Source organism: Streptomyces sp. CA-142005, assembly GCF_050942335.1.
GTDB lineage: Bacteria > Actinomycetota > Actinomycetes > Streptomycetales > Streptomycetaceae > Streptomyces.
The window spans coordinates 2938740-2953478 of the sequence record NZ_CP192078.1; the positions used below are offsets into that span (position 1 = coordinate 2938740).

The following is a 14739-nucleotide window of genomic DNA, read 5'->3' on the forward strand; positions in this document are numbered from 1 at the left end:
TCCGACTTCCGCCTTCTTTCGTGCCTGTCCCAGCTGTTCCAACCTATTTGATCAGCGCGCGGCACGAGCCGTCGTGACGTCGTCCTGCGCCGCAACAACAGGTACGTCCGGCTTGCGGGCCGGTATCAGCGCGGTGACGGACAGGACGAAGAAGGCCGCCGTCAGCAGGGCCGGCGTGTTGCGGCCCCACACCGTGGCCACGACGCCGCCGAGCAGGGCGCCCACCGGGGCGCCGGCGACGGCGAGGGTGCGGAAGGCGGAGCTGACCCGGCCGAGCAGCCCGGCGGGGGTGCGCTGCTGCATCAGCGTCGTGGTGTTGACGTTCCAGAGCATGCCCATGCAGCCGAACACGGCGAGGGCGGCCACCAGAGCGGTCAGGCTGGGCACCGAGCCCATGACGACGAGCGCGCCGATCTGCACGGCGCCGGCGAGCAGCACGGTCCGCAGGGGACCGAGCCGGGCCGTGACCACCGGTCGAGCGCTCCGCCGGCCAGACCGCCGAGGGTGTACGCGGTCGTCGCCGCCGCGTATCCGGCCGTGCCCGCGTGCAGCCGGCCGGTCACCAGGATCACCAGGGTGGCGATCAGGGCGCCCATGCCGATGTTGCACAGCGCCGTGGCGGCGCACAGCCCGCGCAGCGCCCGGTCGTGCCACAGGGTGCGCCGGCGGCGATCTCCCGGCGCAGGCCGCCGCCCGCCGCTCCGGACACGCGCTCGGGTGCGTCGGTCCGCAGGGAGGCGACCAGCGCGGCGGCCACGAGGAAGGTGGCGGAGTCGGCCGCGAAGGGGACGGCCGCTCCGACGGGCGATCAGCACCGGTACGAGGGGCGCGCCGAGCAGGCCGCCGGCGATCGTCTGGCCGGTCATCAGCCGGGCGTTGGCACTGCCGAGCGCCTGCCCGTCCACCAGGGCCGGCAACAGGGCCGTGGCCGCGTTGTCGAACAGGGTCTGGAGGGTGGTCAGGGTGAAGGCCAGGGCGATGAGCAGCGCGATCGAGGCGTGTCCCCAGGCGACGGCCACCGCGAAGGAACCCATCAGCAGCCCGCGCACGGCGTCCACGACCCACATCGCGCGCCGCTGGTCGACGCGATCGGCGACCGCGCCGCCGAGCAGCCCGAAGACGATCCAGGGCAGATAACCACAGGCGGTGACCGAGGCGATGAGCAGCGGCCGGTCGGTCAGCGACGCGGCGAGCAGCGGGAGCGCGGCCGCGCGCAGGGCGTCCCCGAACCGGGAGACCACCGCAGCCGTCCACAACCGTCCGAAGCCCCCGCGCCACGCCGGCGCATGCCTCTCCCCCGTCTCGACCACTGCCGGAACTCCCCCCGCCCAGTTCTCGCCTGCACGAAAACCGTAGAGGGCACCACTGACAATCGGTCGGCCGGTGCGGAGCGATACGGCTCCGGCCAGGCACCTGAAGGCACCCGGCCGGTCTCAACTCCTAGATCTCGCCCCGCAGTTTGGCGAGCGCCTCGGCGAGGATCGCCTCGCCGTCCGCGTCGCTGCGCCGCTCCCGTACATACGCGAGGTGCGTCTTGTACGGCTCGGTGCGAGGCGGGTCCGGCGGGTTGTCCCGGTCCTGGCCGGCCGGGAAGCCGCAGCGCGGGCAGTCCCAGGTGTCGGGGACCTGCGCGTCGCTGGCGAAGCTCGGCTGCGTCTCGTGCCCGTTGGAGCACCAGAAGGAGACGCGCAGCCGCGGCGCGGACTCGCCGCGCTCGGCCTCGCCCATCGGCCCCGCCCCGACCCGGCTTCCTCGGATCGCGTTGCCACTTGCCACGGTCGTAACTCCCTGCGTGATGGTGCCGCGAAGCGAGTCGGCGTTCCGCTTCGCCGCGAGCGCCTCAGTCTACGTAAGGCCCAACGCGCGTCCAGTCATTGGAGTTACCAGCCCCACATCCAGACGCAAGCCCCATGATAGGCCGCGCCCAGGAGCGCGTACCGAACATGGGGCCTTACGTACCGAATATGCGTGATGCGTGTGCTGCGCGGGCGCCGTCAGCTGGTCGTCTTCACCAGGATGCCGAGGACGATGACGCACGCGAACCACAGCAGGCCGATCACGATGGTGATCCGGTCCAGGTTGCGCTCGGCGACCGAGGAGCCGCCGACGGAGGACTGCATGCCGCCACCGAACATGTCGGAGAGGCCGCCGCCCTTCCCCTTGTGCATCAGCACCAGCAGCATCAGCAGCAGGCTGAAGACGATCAGGGCGATCGAGAACCCCAAAACCACGGCTGGACCAACTTCCTCGGATTCGGATGGACGACGGGGGCACAGCACGTCGGCTGTGCCCCCGCAAGAGTACGACGTATCGCCGCTACCGCCTACTCGCGGCGTGTGTCACTGATCGCGGAAACGCACGATCTTGACGAACTCGTCGGCGTCCAGCGAGGCGCCCCCGACCAGGGCGCCGTCGATGTCGGCCTGCGCCATGATCTCCGCGACGTTGCCGGCCTTCACGGAGCCGCCGTACTGGACGCGGACCTTGTCGGCCACGTCCTGCGAGTACAGCTCGGCGATCTTGGCGCGGATGGCGGCGCAGACCTCCTGGGCGTCCTCGGCGCCGCAGACCTTGCCGGTGCCGATGGCCCACACGGGCTCGTAGGCGATCACGATGGTCTCGGCCTGCTCGGCCGGGAGGTCCTTCAGACCGCCCTCGACCTGGGCGACGGTGTGGCCGACGTGGTTGCCCGCCTCGCGGACGTCCAGTTCCTCGCCGACGCACAGGATCGGGGTCAGGCCGTGCTTGTAGGCGGCCTTGACCTTGGCGTTCACGAGCTCGTCGGTCTCGTTGTGGTACTGGCGGCGCTCGGAGTGGCCGATGACCACGTACGTGCACTTCAGCTTGGCCAGCATCGGACCCGAGATCTCGCCGGTGTAGGCGCCGGAGTCGTGCTGCGAGATGTCCTGGGCGCCATACTTGATCTTGAGCTTGTCACCGTCGACCAGGGTCTGCACCGAGCGCAGGTCGGTGAAGGGCGGCAGGACGGCGACCTCGACGGCCTCGTAGTCCTTGTCGGCCAGGGCGAAGGCGAGCTTCTGGACGTGCGCGATGGCCTCGAGGTGGTTGAGGTTCATCTTCCAGTTGCCCGCCATCAGCGGCGTGCGCGTGCTCATCGAGGTCAGTCCTCCAGTGCGGCGAGGCCGGGGAGCGTCTTGCCCTCGAGGTATTCGAGGGAGGCGCCGCCACCGGTCGAGATGTGGCCGAATGCGTTCTCGTCGAAGCCGAGCGTACGCACGGCCGCGGCGGAGTCACCACCGCCGACGACGGTGAAGCCGTCCGCGTCGACGAGGGCCTGGGCGACGGCCCGGGTGCCTCCGGCGTAGTCGGGGTGCTCGAAGACGCCCATGGGACCGTTCCAGAAGACGGTCGCGGCGTCGGTGAGCTTCGAGGCGTACAGCTCTCGGGTCTTCGGGCCGATGTCCAGGCCCTCCTGGTCGGCGGGGATCTTGTCCGCGTCGACCACGTCGTAGTCGGCCCGCGCCTTGGTCTTCAGGTCCGGGAACTCCCGGGAGACCAGGACGTCGACGGGGAGCACCAGCTCGACGCCCTGCTTCTCGGCGCGCTCCATGTACTCCGTGACGGTCGGGACCTGGTCCTCCTGCAGGAGGGAGATGCCGACCTCGTAGCCCTTGGCCTTGAGGAAGGTGTAGGCCATGCCGCCGCCGATGAGCAGGCGGTCGGCCTTGCCGAGCAGCTGGTCGATGACGGCGAGCTTGTCGGAGACCTTGGCGCCGCCGAGCGCGACGACGTACGGGCGCTTGACGTCCTCGGTGAGCTGCTTCAGGACGCCGACCTCGGTGGCGATCAGGTAGCCGGCGTAGTGCGGCAGCCTGGCCGGGAGGTCGTACACGGAGGCGTGCTTGCGGTGCACGGCGCCGAAGCCGTCACCGACGTAGACGTCGGCGAGGGCGGCGAGCCGGTCGGCGAAGGCGCCGCGCTCGGCGTCGTCCTTGCTGGTCTCGCCGGGGTTGAAGCGGAGGTTCTCCAGGACGGCGACCTGGCCGTCCATCAGGCCGGCGACCGCGTCCTGGGCGGACCGGCCCACGGTGTCGGTCGCGAAGGCCACGGCGGAGCCGAGGAGTTCACCCAGGCGGGAGGCGGCCGGCGCGAGGGAGAAGGCGGGGTCCGGGGCGCCCTTGGGGCGGCCCAGGTGCGAGGCGACGACCACCTTGGCGCCCGCGTCCGCGAGGGCCTTGACGGTGGGCAGCACGGCGCGGATCCGGCCGTCGTCGGTGATGGTGCCGCTCTCCAGCGGCACGTTGAGGTCGGCGCGGACGAAGACCCGCTTGCCGCTCACGCCGGCGGCGAGAAGTTCGTCGATCGTCTTCATTGAGTGGACTCCAAAGGAGGGCTCGTGGTGCACCTGATCGTAAAAGGACGTGGTCCGTACGCGAGACAGGGCCCGGACAGCGCGGCGGTGCGCTGCCCGAGCCCTGCTCTCACTTCAAGGTCCTGCTGCCGCTGTGCGCGGCGATCAGAGCTGGTTGCCGACGAAGACCGTGAGGTCGACGAGGCGGTTGGAGTAGCCCCACTCGTTGTCGTACCAACCGATGACCTTCACGTTCTTGCCCTCCTGGACCATGGTCAGGGAGGAGTCGAAGGTGCAGGACGCCGGGGCGTTGACGATGTCGGAGGAGACGATCTGGTCTTCGGTGTAGTCGAGGAGGCCCTTCAGCTCGCCCTCGGCGGCCTTCTGGAAGGCGGCGTTGACCTCTTCCTTGGTGACCTCGCGGGACAGTTCGACCACGAGGTCGGTGACCGAGCCGGTCGGGACCGGGACGCGCATGGCGATGCCGTCCAGCTTGCCCTTGAGCTGCGGGAGGACCAGGGCGGTGGCCTTCGCGGCACCGGTGGTGGTCGGGATGATGTTCTCGGCGGCGGCACGGGCGCGGCGCAGGTCCTTGTGCGGGAAGTCCAGGATGCGCTGGTCGTTCGTGTACGCGTGCACCGTGGTCATCAGACCCTTGACGATGCCGAAGTTCTCGTCGAGGACCTTCGCCATCGGCGCCACACAGTTGGTGGTGCAGGAGGCGTTGGAGATGACGTGGTGGCTCGCCGGGTCGTACTTGTCCTGGTTGACGCCCATCACGATGGTGATGTCCTCGTCCTTGGCCGGGGCCGAGATGAGGACCTTCTTGGCGCCGCCGGCGAGGTGCTTGGCGGCGTCTTCCTTCTTGGTGAAGATGCCGGTCGACTCGATGACGATGTCGACGCCCAGCTCGCCCCACGGGATGTCGGCCGGGTTGCGCTCGGAGAGCACCTTGATGGTGTGGCCGTCCACGGTGATGGTGTCGGCGGTGTGGGAGACCTCCTGCTTGAGGCGACCCAGGATCGTGTCGTACTTGAGCAGGTGAGCGGTGGTCGCGGTGTCACCCAGGTCGTTGACAGCCACAACCTCGATGTCCGCCCCCTGCTCCAGCAGCGCGCGGAAGTAGTTACGCCCGATGCGGCCGAAGCCGTTGATGCCTACGCGGATCGTCACGAACCGATCTCCTCGTTGGTACGCCGGCCATGCGGTGCCGGCGAGCTCTGTTTGGGATGTCCCCGACCACCACCGACCCTACCTCTCTGCGGGCCCCGGGGTGACATCGAGATGGCCCATACACGGGCAGGCGTTCCGTACCCGTCAGTAGGGGTACGGACCGTGCCGGAACGGCAGTGGATTCACTCGTATTTAGTACGGAATGCCGGGCGGTTTTTGCGTCGTCTTCACTCGTTCGTGAGCGGGTCGGCTCACTTGATCAGGGCCCCTTCCGTGCACTGTTGAGAGGTCTCCCGCTCACCTGTTGGAACAAGGCGAGCGGGACTTGTCAACGTGGCGGCCCTCACCCGCCGAACGCCGCGAACGCCTTCCTCAGCAGAACCGCCCGGTCGGCCGCCGACGGCACCTGCTCCAGGCCGAAACCGAGCAGCACGGTGTCGTCCGTGGTGACCGCTCCGTACGTCTGGAACAACGCGCCGGAGCGCGCCCAGTCCTTCCGTACCGGTGGGCTGCCCGCGGGCGGTCCGGCCACGTGCCAGGCGCCCAGCGACGACTCGAATCCCTCGGTCTCCTTCGCCGACCCGCCCACGACGAGCGAGGCGTCGTCCGCGAGCACGCCGTGTCCGCCGGTGCCCGGGTCGGTGATGTAGGCGATCGAGACCTCGACGGACTTCCCGGCGTAGGCGCTCAGGTCGAAGGTGACCTGCTGCCAGCCGCCGGAGCTGCCGGTGAGGCTGTTCCAGGAGCCGGTCGTGCCGGTCGCGGTGCAGGCGTTGTCCGCGAGCGTCAGATAGTGCTTCAGCCACGGATGCTCGGCGATCAGGAATCCCTGCCCGCAGTCCGCGGGCACGGCCGTCTTCGTGGCGCCCGAGGCCTCCGGCAGCGTGGTCCAGTCGTCGGCGCCCACGGTGTGCGCCTCGATCACCGCGTGGTCGTAGCCCGGCTCGGTGTCCCACAACAGCCGGGTGGTGAGGGCCGGCCTGGCGGCGGCGCCGACGCCGGTGAGGTCGATGGTGCGGGTGAGGCGCTTGTAGGCGTCGTCGGTGTGCACGGCGGCGGTCATGTACGAGCCGGCGTACGGCCCGTAGGGGCTGGCCGTCCCGGCGAACCGGCCGGCGCCCGCGCTCTTGAACTGCGGGTACGCCGACACCGGAAGCTCGTCGGAGGTGACGCCGTAGGCGCCCGCCTTGTCCAGTGGATTGCCGGGCGCGTCGCCGAGGGCGCCGGTGTAGCCGTCCAGGGCGCCGGAGCCGGTGAAGCCGGTGGCTCCCTTGGTCGACGTACGGCTGTAGGCGCCCAGGTAGTACTGGCTGAAGTCGTCCGAGAGGGTGCCGTCGCCGAGGTCGACGCTGCCGCCGGCCAGCTCACCGGCCTCGATCAGCCGGCCGCCCTCGTTGAGGTAGGCGCGCAGCTGGAGCTGGGTGGCGTTGCCGGGTCCGTTCGCGCCCGAGTAGTGCACGACCGTCCGGAAGTGCTTCAGCACGCCGAGCGCGTCCGGGGCGCCCTGTGTGGCGGCGTCCCACACGATCGCCCGGTGCCCGGCCGCCTTCACCGCGTCCGCGTACTTCTGCGCCTGCGTGGCCGCCGTGCCCTCCTCGGCGACGACGAGCGTGTCGGCCTTCGGACGCTCGGCGACGGTGTACGTGAAGTGCGGGCTGGAGGCCTTCCTGCCGCCCTTCGTCTCGCCGGTGAACCACACCTCGACCTTGTCGCCCGGCGCGCCGCCCCGCACCTTGGCCCGGTACTCGTCGAAGTACAGGTCGTCCCGGCCGCCGTAGGTCTCGCCGCCCGTCCAGCGCCGGAGCGCCTGTTCGTGCGTACGGCCGCCGTTGACGCGGTACTTCAGCTCCTTGTCGCGGATCGCCTTGCGGACGACGACGGAGACCTCCTGGTCCGCACCCCGGGCGTACGACACGGGGAAGGTCGCCGGGGTGAAGTCGGCGGCGCTCAGCCCGACCGAGGAGACCGGCCGGTCCGGGTGTACGGCGGTCTCGGCGACGGAGAGCGCGAACGGGATGTTCTTTTCGAACTCCTGGCGGATCAGCTTCTCGTCGTCGGGGAAGTTGAAGACCGACCGGCAGTCCTCGGGCTTCCAGGCGTCGTCCGGGTCGATCTGCGAGGCGGTCTGGCAGGTGGACATCTCCGGGGTGAACATCGCGATGCCGTTGACGTTCGACGCGTGCCCGTCCGCCTCGCCGTTGGTGGTGTACAGCTCCGAGGAGACCTGCGAACGGTAGCCGGGGATGGCCGGGTTGTCCGGGGTGCCGGCAAGCGCCTTGTAGAGGACGTCGTCCGGGGTGGGGGTGGCGACCTGCCAGCCGACGCCGTAAAGGAGGAGTTCGGCGGCGGAGTGGTAGTTGACGGCGTAGCGGAATCCGACGCGCTTCTCGAAGCCGTCCAGCGCCCTGGTCTCGGGCTCGGATGCGGGGCTCGCGCCACGGTAGGTCTCGCTGGTCGGGTCGGGGGACGAACCCTCGTCGTCGTAGCCCCACTTGTAGGGGAAGTTGCGGTTGAGGTCGACGCCGTCACCCGTGCCGATGACACCGTCGCCGTTGACGTCCCGCAGGTTCTTGCGCCACAGGCGGGTCGTGGAGTTCTGGAACGTGTAGTCGTAGCCGTCGGGATTGGCCGAGACGACGAACCACAGCTCGGTGGAGTCGACGATCCTCCGGACGCGCTTGTCGCTCTTGTAGTGGTCCAGGTAGTAGTGCATCAGACGCCGGGTCATCTCCGGTGTGATCCACTCGCGCGCGTGCTGGTTGGACAGGTACAGCACGGACGGCTTGGAGCCGTCCTTCGTCTTCCCGGCGTTCCTGGTCAGCTTGAGCGCGAGGATGTCCTGGCCGTCCACCGTCTTTCCGATGGACTCGACCTTGGTCAGTCCGGGGTTGGCCCGGGCGGTGCGGAGGATCTCCTCCTTGAGCCCGCCGCTTCCGCCGTACGGGCGGAACACGCCCTGGGACGCCTTTTCGGTGCGTGCCTCCGCCTTGGCCGGGACGGTGCGCTCGGTGAGGTCGACGCCCTGTTCACGGAGTTGCGCCGCCTGCCGGCCGGTGAGGTAGACCTCGACCTGGGACTTACCGCTTCCGGTGACCTGCTCGGCGAGTTCGTCGCCGTCCTGGCCGGCCTGGAGAAGCAGGGGTATCTGCGCCTTGGTGACATCGGCGCGGAAGACCTCGACCGCGTTCGGGTCGGACTTCGCCGGACGTCCGCTCTGTGCCTGGGCTACGGGTGCGAGGCTCGCTCCGCCGATCAGGAGCGCGCCGACAGCGAGGATCGATCTCGCTCTGTGTCTCATGAACCCCCCCTAGCGGTGGTCCGCCACAGCGGCGAACAGATTGCCAGGCTCATGTCAGACAGTGATCGAGTCAAGAGCGCCTCACGGCCACGTAAATGAAGGTGTGTCAGGCATGCGCAGGCCGGTGCCTAGGCCCCGACTGGGCCTCGGCACCGGCCTGTTGATGTGGTCCGGTCAGCCGGCCAGGTTGTCCGCCAGCTCCTCGCTGAGGTTGGCCTCCGTGCCCGGGATGCCCAGGTCGGCGGCGCGCTTGTCGGCCATGGCCAGCAGGCGGCGGATACGGCCCGCGACCGCGTCCTTGGTCAGCGGCGGGTCGGCGAGCGCGCCCAGCTCCTCCAGGGAGGCCTGCTTGTGCTCCATGCGCAGGCGTCCGGCGGCGGCGAGGTGCTCGGGGACCTCGTCGCCCAGGATCTCCAGCGCCCGCTGCACCCGGGCACCGGCGGCCACGGCGGCCCGGGCCGAACGGCGCAGGTTGGCGTCGTCGAAGTTGGCGAGGCGGTTGGCCGTGGCCCGCACCTCGCGGCGCATCCGGCGCTCCTCCCAGGCCAGCACCGACTCGTGCGCGCCGAGCCGGGTCAGCAGCGCGCCGATCGCGTCGCCGTCGCGGACCACCACCCGGTCCACGCCCCGCACCTCACGGGCCTTCGCGGCGATGGACAGCCGGCGGGCGGCGCCGACCAGCGCCAGCGCGGCCTCGGGCCCCGGGCAGGTCACCTCCAGGGAGGAGGAACGGCCGGGCTCGGTCAGCGAACCGTGCGCCAGGAAGGCCCCGCGCCAGGCCGCCTCCGCGTCGCACGTGGCCCCGGAGACCACCTGCGGGGGCAGCCCGCGGATCGGGCGGCCCCGGCCGTCCACGAGCCCCGTCTGGCGGGCCAGCTGGTCACCGCCCGCGACGACCCGCACGACATAGCGCGAACCGCGGCGCAGCCCGCCGGGCGCCATCACGATCAGCTCGGAGCTGTGGCCGAAGATCTCCAGGATGTCCCGCTTGAGCCGGCGGGCCGCCATCGCGGTGTCCAGCTCCGCCTCGATCACGATGCGCCCGCTCACCAGGTGGAGGCCGCCGGCGAACCGCAGAATGGCGGAGACCTCCGCCTTCCTGCAGCAGGTCCGGGTGACGGGAAGCCGGGAGATCTCGTCCTTCACCGCTGCCGTCATCGCCATGGGCCGATCCTTCCATGCATCCGAAAAATACGGTCGTACGCGGCGGCCAACAGCTCCGGGTCGTGCCGGGGTGTTCCGTCGGTCCGGGCCACCGGCGCCAGCTCGACCGCGGCTCCCAGCCGCTCGGCGGCCTCGGTGAGCGAGTCGCGGTCGGGCACGGCAGCCTCGTCGGCCAGCACCACGTCCAGGGCGAGTTTAGGGGCGTGTCGCCCCAAAACCTCCAAATGACGCTGCGGGGAGAAGCCCTCGGTTTCTCCCGGCTGCGGGGCGAGGTTCAGCGACAGCACCTTGCGCGCCTTGGTCGCCATCAGGGCGTCCAGCAGCTCGGGGACGAGCAGATGCGGGATCACCGAGGAGAACCAGGACCCCGGGCCGAGCACCACCCAGTCCGCGTCCAGGACCGCCGCCACCGCCTCGGGCACCGCCGGCGGGTCGTTCGGCACCAGGTGCACCGACTGGACCTCGCCGGGCGTCAGGGCGACGTTCGCCTGCCCGCGCACCGTGTCCACGTCCTCCGGGCGCTCCGGGTCGTGCCCTCTGACCAGGGCCTGCAGCTCCAGCGGTACGGCGGACATGGGCAGCACCCGCCCGTGCGCGCCGAGCAGCTTGCCGACCAGGTCCAGGGCCTGGACGTGGTCGCCGAGCTGCTCCCACAGGGCGACGATCAGCAGGTTGCCGACCGCGTGCTCGTGCAGATCGCCCTTGGACTGGAAGCGGTGCTGGATGACCCGGGCCCAGGTCTGGCCCCACTCGTCGTCGCCGCACAGCGCGGCCAGCGCCTTGCGCAGGTCGCCGGGCGGCAGCACGCCCAGCTCGTCACGGAGCCGGCCGCTGGAGCCGCCGTCGTCGGCCACGGTGACGACGGCGGTGAGATCCCCGGTGATCCGGCGCAGCGCGGCGAGCGAGGCGGACAGACCCATGCCGCCGCCGAGCGCGACCACCTTGGGCTGCGCACCCCGGCGGCGGGGCCGGCCACCGCGGGCCTCGGCGGGGCGGGGCGTCCCCTCGGCCGTGGCACGGCTGGAGCGCCCCTCCGGCACCATCCGGCGCAGCCTGCCGAGCCGCCGTGTACGTTCCGTCATTCCCGTCCCATGTCCCGGTGTACGACCACCGTCTCCACGCCCTCGGCCGCGAGGCGTGCGGCGAGCTTCTCCGACATCGCGACCGAGCGGTGCTTGCCGCCGGTACAGCCGATGGCGATGGTCACATACCGCTTGCCCTCGCGCCGGTAGCCGGCGGCGATGAGCCGCAGCAGTTCGGCGTACCGGTCGAGGAACTCCTTCGCGCCGGGCTGGTTGAAGACGTACGCCGACACCTCCTCGTTCAGGCCGGTGAACGGCCGCAGCTCCGGGACCCAGTGCGGGTTGGGCAGGAACCGCATGTCCGCGACCAGGTCGGCGTCGACCGGGAGGCCGTACTTGAAGCCGAAGGACATCACGGTGGCCCGCAGCTCGGGCTCCTCCTCGCCGGCGAACTGGGCGTCCATCTTGGCGCGCAGCTCGTGCACGTTCAGGCTGGAGGTGTCGATCACCAGGTCGGCGTCGCCGCGCAGCTCGCGCAGCAGCTGGCGCTCGGCGGCGATGCCGTCCACGATGCGGCCGTCGCCCTGCAGCGGGTGCGGGCGGCGCACCGACTCGAAGCGGCGCACCAGGGCCTCGTCGGAGGACTCGAGGAAGACGATCCGCCGGGTGACGCCCCGGGTGTCGAGGTCGGCGAGGGATTCGCGCAGATTGTCGAAGAAGCGCCGGCCGCGCACGTCCACGACGACCGCGATCCGCGCCACGTTGCCCTGCGAGCGGGCGCCCAGCTCCACCATGGTGGGGATGAGGGCGGGCGGGAGGTTGTCCACGACGAACCAGCCGAGGTCCTCCAGACATTTCGCCGCCGTGGACCGTCCCGCTCCGGACATGCCGGAGATGATCACCAGCTCGGGGATGGCCGCTTCCGGGCCCGAGGCCGGCGTACCGTCCGTGCTCACCTGTGCTCCGTTTTCCTGGGCCGCGGGCTGCTCACCCGCCGCGGGGTGTGGCTGATCCTGCCCCGCTTCACTGTGGGCCCGATCTCGCTCCGCTGTGGGCTGTGCGTCGTGCTCCGTCATCTCTCCTGCCCCCGTCGTTCGTCCGGGAGGCCCGCGGTTACGGGCTCCCCCGTGGAACCCGCCGTCGTATCGGGTTCCTCGTCATCAATGATCTCTCCGGTCGCCGTGTTCACGGCGGGTGCGGCCGGAGCCGCCTGGGCGAGGGCCGCGGCGATGGTCTCGGCCGTCTTCCGGCCTATCCCGGGCACCCCCTGGATCTCTTCGATTGTGGCGGACCGCAGCTTCTTCACCGAGCCGAAATGCTTGATGAGCGCCTGTTTGCGGGTCTCGCCGAGGCCGGGGACGTCGTCCAGGGGGCCGGCCCGGAAGCGTTTGGCGCGCTTGGTGCGCTGGTAGGTGATCGCGAACCGGTGGGCCTCGTCGCGGACGCGCTGGAGGAGGTAGAGGCCCTCGCTGGTGCGGGGCAGGACCACCGGGTCGTCGTCGCCGGGCAGCCAGACCTCCTCCAGGCGCTTGGCGAGGCCGCAGACGGCGATGTCGTCGATGCCCAGCTCGTCCAGGGCGCGCCGGGCCGCGGCGACCTGCGGCTGCCCGCCGTCGACCACGACGAGCTGGGGCGGATAGGCGAACTTCTTCGGACGGCCGTCGTCGTCCTTGAGGGAGTTGGTGATCTCGTCCGGGCCGGTGAGCGTGCCGTCGCCGTCGGTGAGGGGGTCCTCGGTGCCGGAGCCGTCGGCCCACTCCCCCGTCTTCTCCTTCTCCGCGAGGTACCGCTTGAAGCGGCGGGTGATCACCTCGTGCATGGAGCGGACGTCGTCCTGACCGGCGAAGCCCCTGATCTGGAAGCGGCGGTACTCGCTCTTGCGCTGCAGGCCGTCCTCGAAGACGACCATGGAGGCGACCACGTCGTCCCCCTGGAGATGCGAGATGTCGTAGCACTCGATGCGCAGCGGCGCGCTGTCCAGGTCGAGGGCCTCGGCGATCTCCTCCAGGGCGCGCGAGCGCGTGGTCAGGTCGGAGGCGCGCTTGGTCTTGTGCAGCGCGAGCGCCTGCTGGGCGTTGCGCTGCACGGTCTCCATGAGCGCCTTCTTGTCGCCGCGCTGCGGGATGCGCAGCGACACGTTCGCCCCGCGGCGGCCGGTCAGCCACTCCTGGACCGGCTCGACAGGCTCGGGAAGTGCCGGGACCAGGACCTCCTTGGGGACGGCGTCCCCGGTCTCCTCGCCGTAGAGCTGCTGCAGGGCGTGCTCGACCAGGGCGCCGGTGGTGATCTCCTCGACCTTGTCGGTGACCCAGCCGCGCTGGCCGCGCACCCGGCCGCCGCGCACATGGAAGATCTGCACGGCCGCCTCCAGCTCGTCCTCGGCGACGGCGATGAGGTCGGCGTCCGTCGCGTCGGCGAGCACGACGGCGTTCTTCTCCATGGCCTTCTTCAGGGCCTCGATGTCGTCGCGCAGCCGCGCGGCGCGCTCGTACTCCATCTCCTCGGCCGCCTCCATCATCTGCTTCTCCAGACGGCGGAGGTAGGTGCCGGTGCGGCCGGCCATGAAGTCGCTGAACTCCTCGGCCAGCTCCCGGTGGTCCTCGGGGCCGATCCGCCCGACGCAGGGGGCGGAGCACTTGCCGATGTAGCCGAGCAGGCAGGGACGACCGGTTCGGGCGGCGTTCTTGAACACGCCGGCCGAGCAGGTGCGCACCGGGAAAACGCGCAGCAGCAGGTCGACGGTGTCCCGGATGGCCCACGCGTGCGCGTACGGCCCGAAGTAGCGCACACCCTTCTTCTTGTGACCGCGCATCACCTGCACGCGCGGGAACTCCTCGTTCATCGTCACCGCGAGGTAGGGGTAGCTCTTGTCGTCGCGGTACTTGACGTTGAACCGGGGGTCGTACTCCTTGATCCAGGAGTACTCCAGCTGGAGTGCCTCGACCTCCGTGGACACCACGGTCCACTCCACGGACGCGGCGGTGGTCACCATCGTCCGGGTGCGCGGGTGCAGGTTCGCCAGGTCCTGGAAGTAGTTCGCCAGGCGCTGGCGCAGGCTTTTCGCCTTTCCGACGTAGATCACCCGGCGGTGCTCGTCACGGAACCTGTACACCCCCGGAGAGTCCGGGATCTCACCCGGCCTGGGGCGGTAGCTGGAGGGGTCGGCCATGTCTCACACCCTACTGGCGAGCACCGACACCGCGTCGGGCCTGTGGACAACGCCCCCGGCCGTGCCGCTCAGCCGTCCACAGCCCATCCGGTGCGGGCCGGCGGCAGGCCCGTACGGATCACGTGCCGGACGATCCGGAACGCCTCGTCGAGCGGCACGGTGTCCTCGTCGGGGTACGTGTCGCACTGCCCGTTCGCCGACCGGAAACCCCCGCTGGACCCTCCGGCTCCCGCGGAGACGGCGTGGGCTCCCGGGTCGCCCTCGCCGTCGAGAAGCATCACCAGCGCGCGTTCGGTGGTGCTCACCACGGACAGCAGGCGCCCGGCGGAGCCGGTCAGCCAGGTTTCGAGACGGCCCTCGGCGAGCCGCCGCCGCAGCACGGCGACCGCCTCGTCCGCCGTCACGGCCGTGTGATCACCGTCGAAGGTCCAGGTCTCCGTCACGCGTCGATCTTCCCATCGGCCGGCTCGGGCGGTCCTGACGCTCGCGGCCGCGGGCTCCGGCGCGAAGGCGCGGCCCCGCCGGGGTGGTCGTGGCGGGTTCGAGGTGTTGTCGGGGCCTGGTCAACACGCTTCAATGCGGGGGAACTCGGGGCCGTGCA

General features: G+C 70.6%; 11 protein-coding genes and 1 pseudogene. All 12 read right to left on the reverse strand.

Annotation, left to right across the window (positions count from 1 at the left end; genetic code table 11):
- Positions 1-51: 51 nt before the first annotated feature.
- Positions 52-1310: pseudogene (locus ACQPXS_RS14050) on the reverse strand (MFS transporter).
- Between the two features lie 130 nt (positions 1311-1440).
- On the reverse strand, positions 1441-1776 hold the full coding sequence (locus ACQPXS_RS14055) for an RNA polymerase-binding protein RbpA (protein ID WP_078066843.1): 336 nt from the start codon (positions 1774-1776) through the stop codon (positions 1441-1443).
- A gap of 218 nt (positions 1777-1994) precedes the next feature.
- A complete protein-coding gene (secG, locus tag ACQPXS_RS14060) occupies positions 1995-2231 on the reverse strand; it encodes a preprotein translocase subunit SecG (RefSeq protein ID WP_356304384.1) in 237 nt (78 codons plus the stop codon).
- Between the two features lie 108 nt (positions 2232-2339).
- A complete protein-coding gene (gene tpiA, locus ACQPXS_RS14065) occupies positions 2340-3116 on the reverse strand; it encodes a triose-phosphate isomerase (RefSeq protein WP_433449498.1) in 777 nt (258 codons plus the stop codon).
- Positions 3117-3121: 5 nt separating this feature from the next.
- Entirely contained in the window at positions 3122-4333 is a 1212-nt protein-coding gene (locus ACQPXS_RS14070) for a phosphoglycerate kinase (protein ID WP_433449500.1), read from the reverse strand.
- 144 nt (positions 4334-4477) lie between these two features.
- On the reverse strand, positions 4478-5485 hold the full coding sequence (gene gap, locus ACQPXS_RS14075) for a type I glyceraldehyde-3-phosphate dehydrogenase (protein WP_433449502.1): 1008 nt from the start codon (positions 5483-5485) through the stop codon (positions 4478-4480).
- Positions 5486-5828: 343 nt separating this feature from the next.
- Positions 5829-8783, reverse strand: coding sequence for a M14 family zinc carboxypeptidase (locus tag ACQPXS_RS14080; protein ID WP_433449504.1), 2955 nt, complete (start codon positions 8781-8783; stop codon positions 5829-5831).
- 174 nt (positions 8784-8957) lie between these two features.
- The gene (gene whiA, locus ACQPXS_RS14085; RefSeq protein WP_030583311.1) at positions 8958-9947 is read right to left on the reverse strand and encodes a DNA-binding protein WhiA; all 990 of its coding nucleotides are present in this window, start codon (positions 9945-9947) and stop codon (positions 8958-8960) included.
- Entirely contained in the window at positions 9938-11029 is a 1092-nt protein-coding gene (locus ACQPXS_RS14090; protein ID WP_433449506.1) for a gluconeogenesis factor YvcK family protein, read from the reverse strand. The genes whiA and ACQPXS_RS14090 overlap by 10 nt, the downstream gene beginning before the upstream one ends.
- Positions 11026-12045, reverse strand: coding sequence for an RNase adapter RapZ (gene rapZ / locus ACQPXS_RS14095; protein ID WP_351800777.1), 1020 nt, complete (start codon positions 12043-12045; stop codon positions 11026-11028). The genes ACQPXS_RS14090 and rapZ overlap by 4 nt, the downstream gene beginning before the upstream one ends.
- Complete coding sequence (gene uvrC / locus ACQPXS_RS14100; RefSeq protein WP_351800775.1) at positions 12042-14138, reverse strand: excinuclease ABC subunit UvrC; 2097 nt, start codon at positions 14136-14138, stop codon at positions 12042-12044. The genes rapZ and uvrC overlap by 4 nt, the downstream gene beginning before the upstream one ends.
- A 68-nt stretch (positions 14139-14206) precedes the next feature.
- On the reverse strand, positions 14207-14581 hold the full coding sequence (locus tag ACQPXS_RS14105; protein WP_433449510.1) for a hypothetical protein: 375 nt from the start codon (positions 14579-14581) through the stop codon (positions 14207-14209).
- Between the last annotated feature and the right edge of the window lie 158 nt (positions 14582-14739).

Coding starts and splice junctions, on each gene's coding strand:
- tpiA (WP_433449498.1), bottom strand. CDS start 3,116: ATGAGCACGCGCACGCCGCTGATGGCGGGCAACTGGAAGATGAACCTC.
- ACQPXS_RS14070 (WP_433449500.1), bottom strand. CDS start 4,333: ATGAAGACGATCGACGAACTTCTCGCCGCCGGCGTGAGCGGCAAGCGG.
- ACQPXS_RS14080 (WP_433449504.1), bottom strand. CDS start 8,783: ATGAGACACAGAGCGAGATCGATCCTCGCTGTCGGCGCGCTCCTGATC.
- whiA (WP_030583311.1), bottom strand. CDS start 9,947: ATGGCGATGACGGCAGCGGTGAAGGACGAGATCTCCCGGCTTCCCGTC.
- ACQPXS_RS14090 (WP_433449506.1), bottom strand. CDS start 11,029: ATGACGGAACGTACACGGCGGCTCGGCAGGCTGCGCCGGATGGTGCCG.
- rapZ (WP_351800777.1), bottom strand. CDS start 12,045: ATGACGGAGCACGACGCACAGCCCACAGCGGAGCGAGATCGGGCCCAC.
- uvrC (WP_351800775.1), bottom strand. CDS start 14,138: ATGGCCGACCCCTCCAGCTACCGCCCCAGGCCGGGTGAGATCCCGGAC.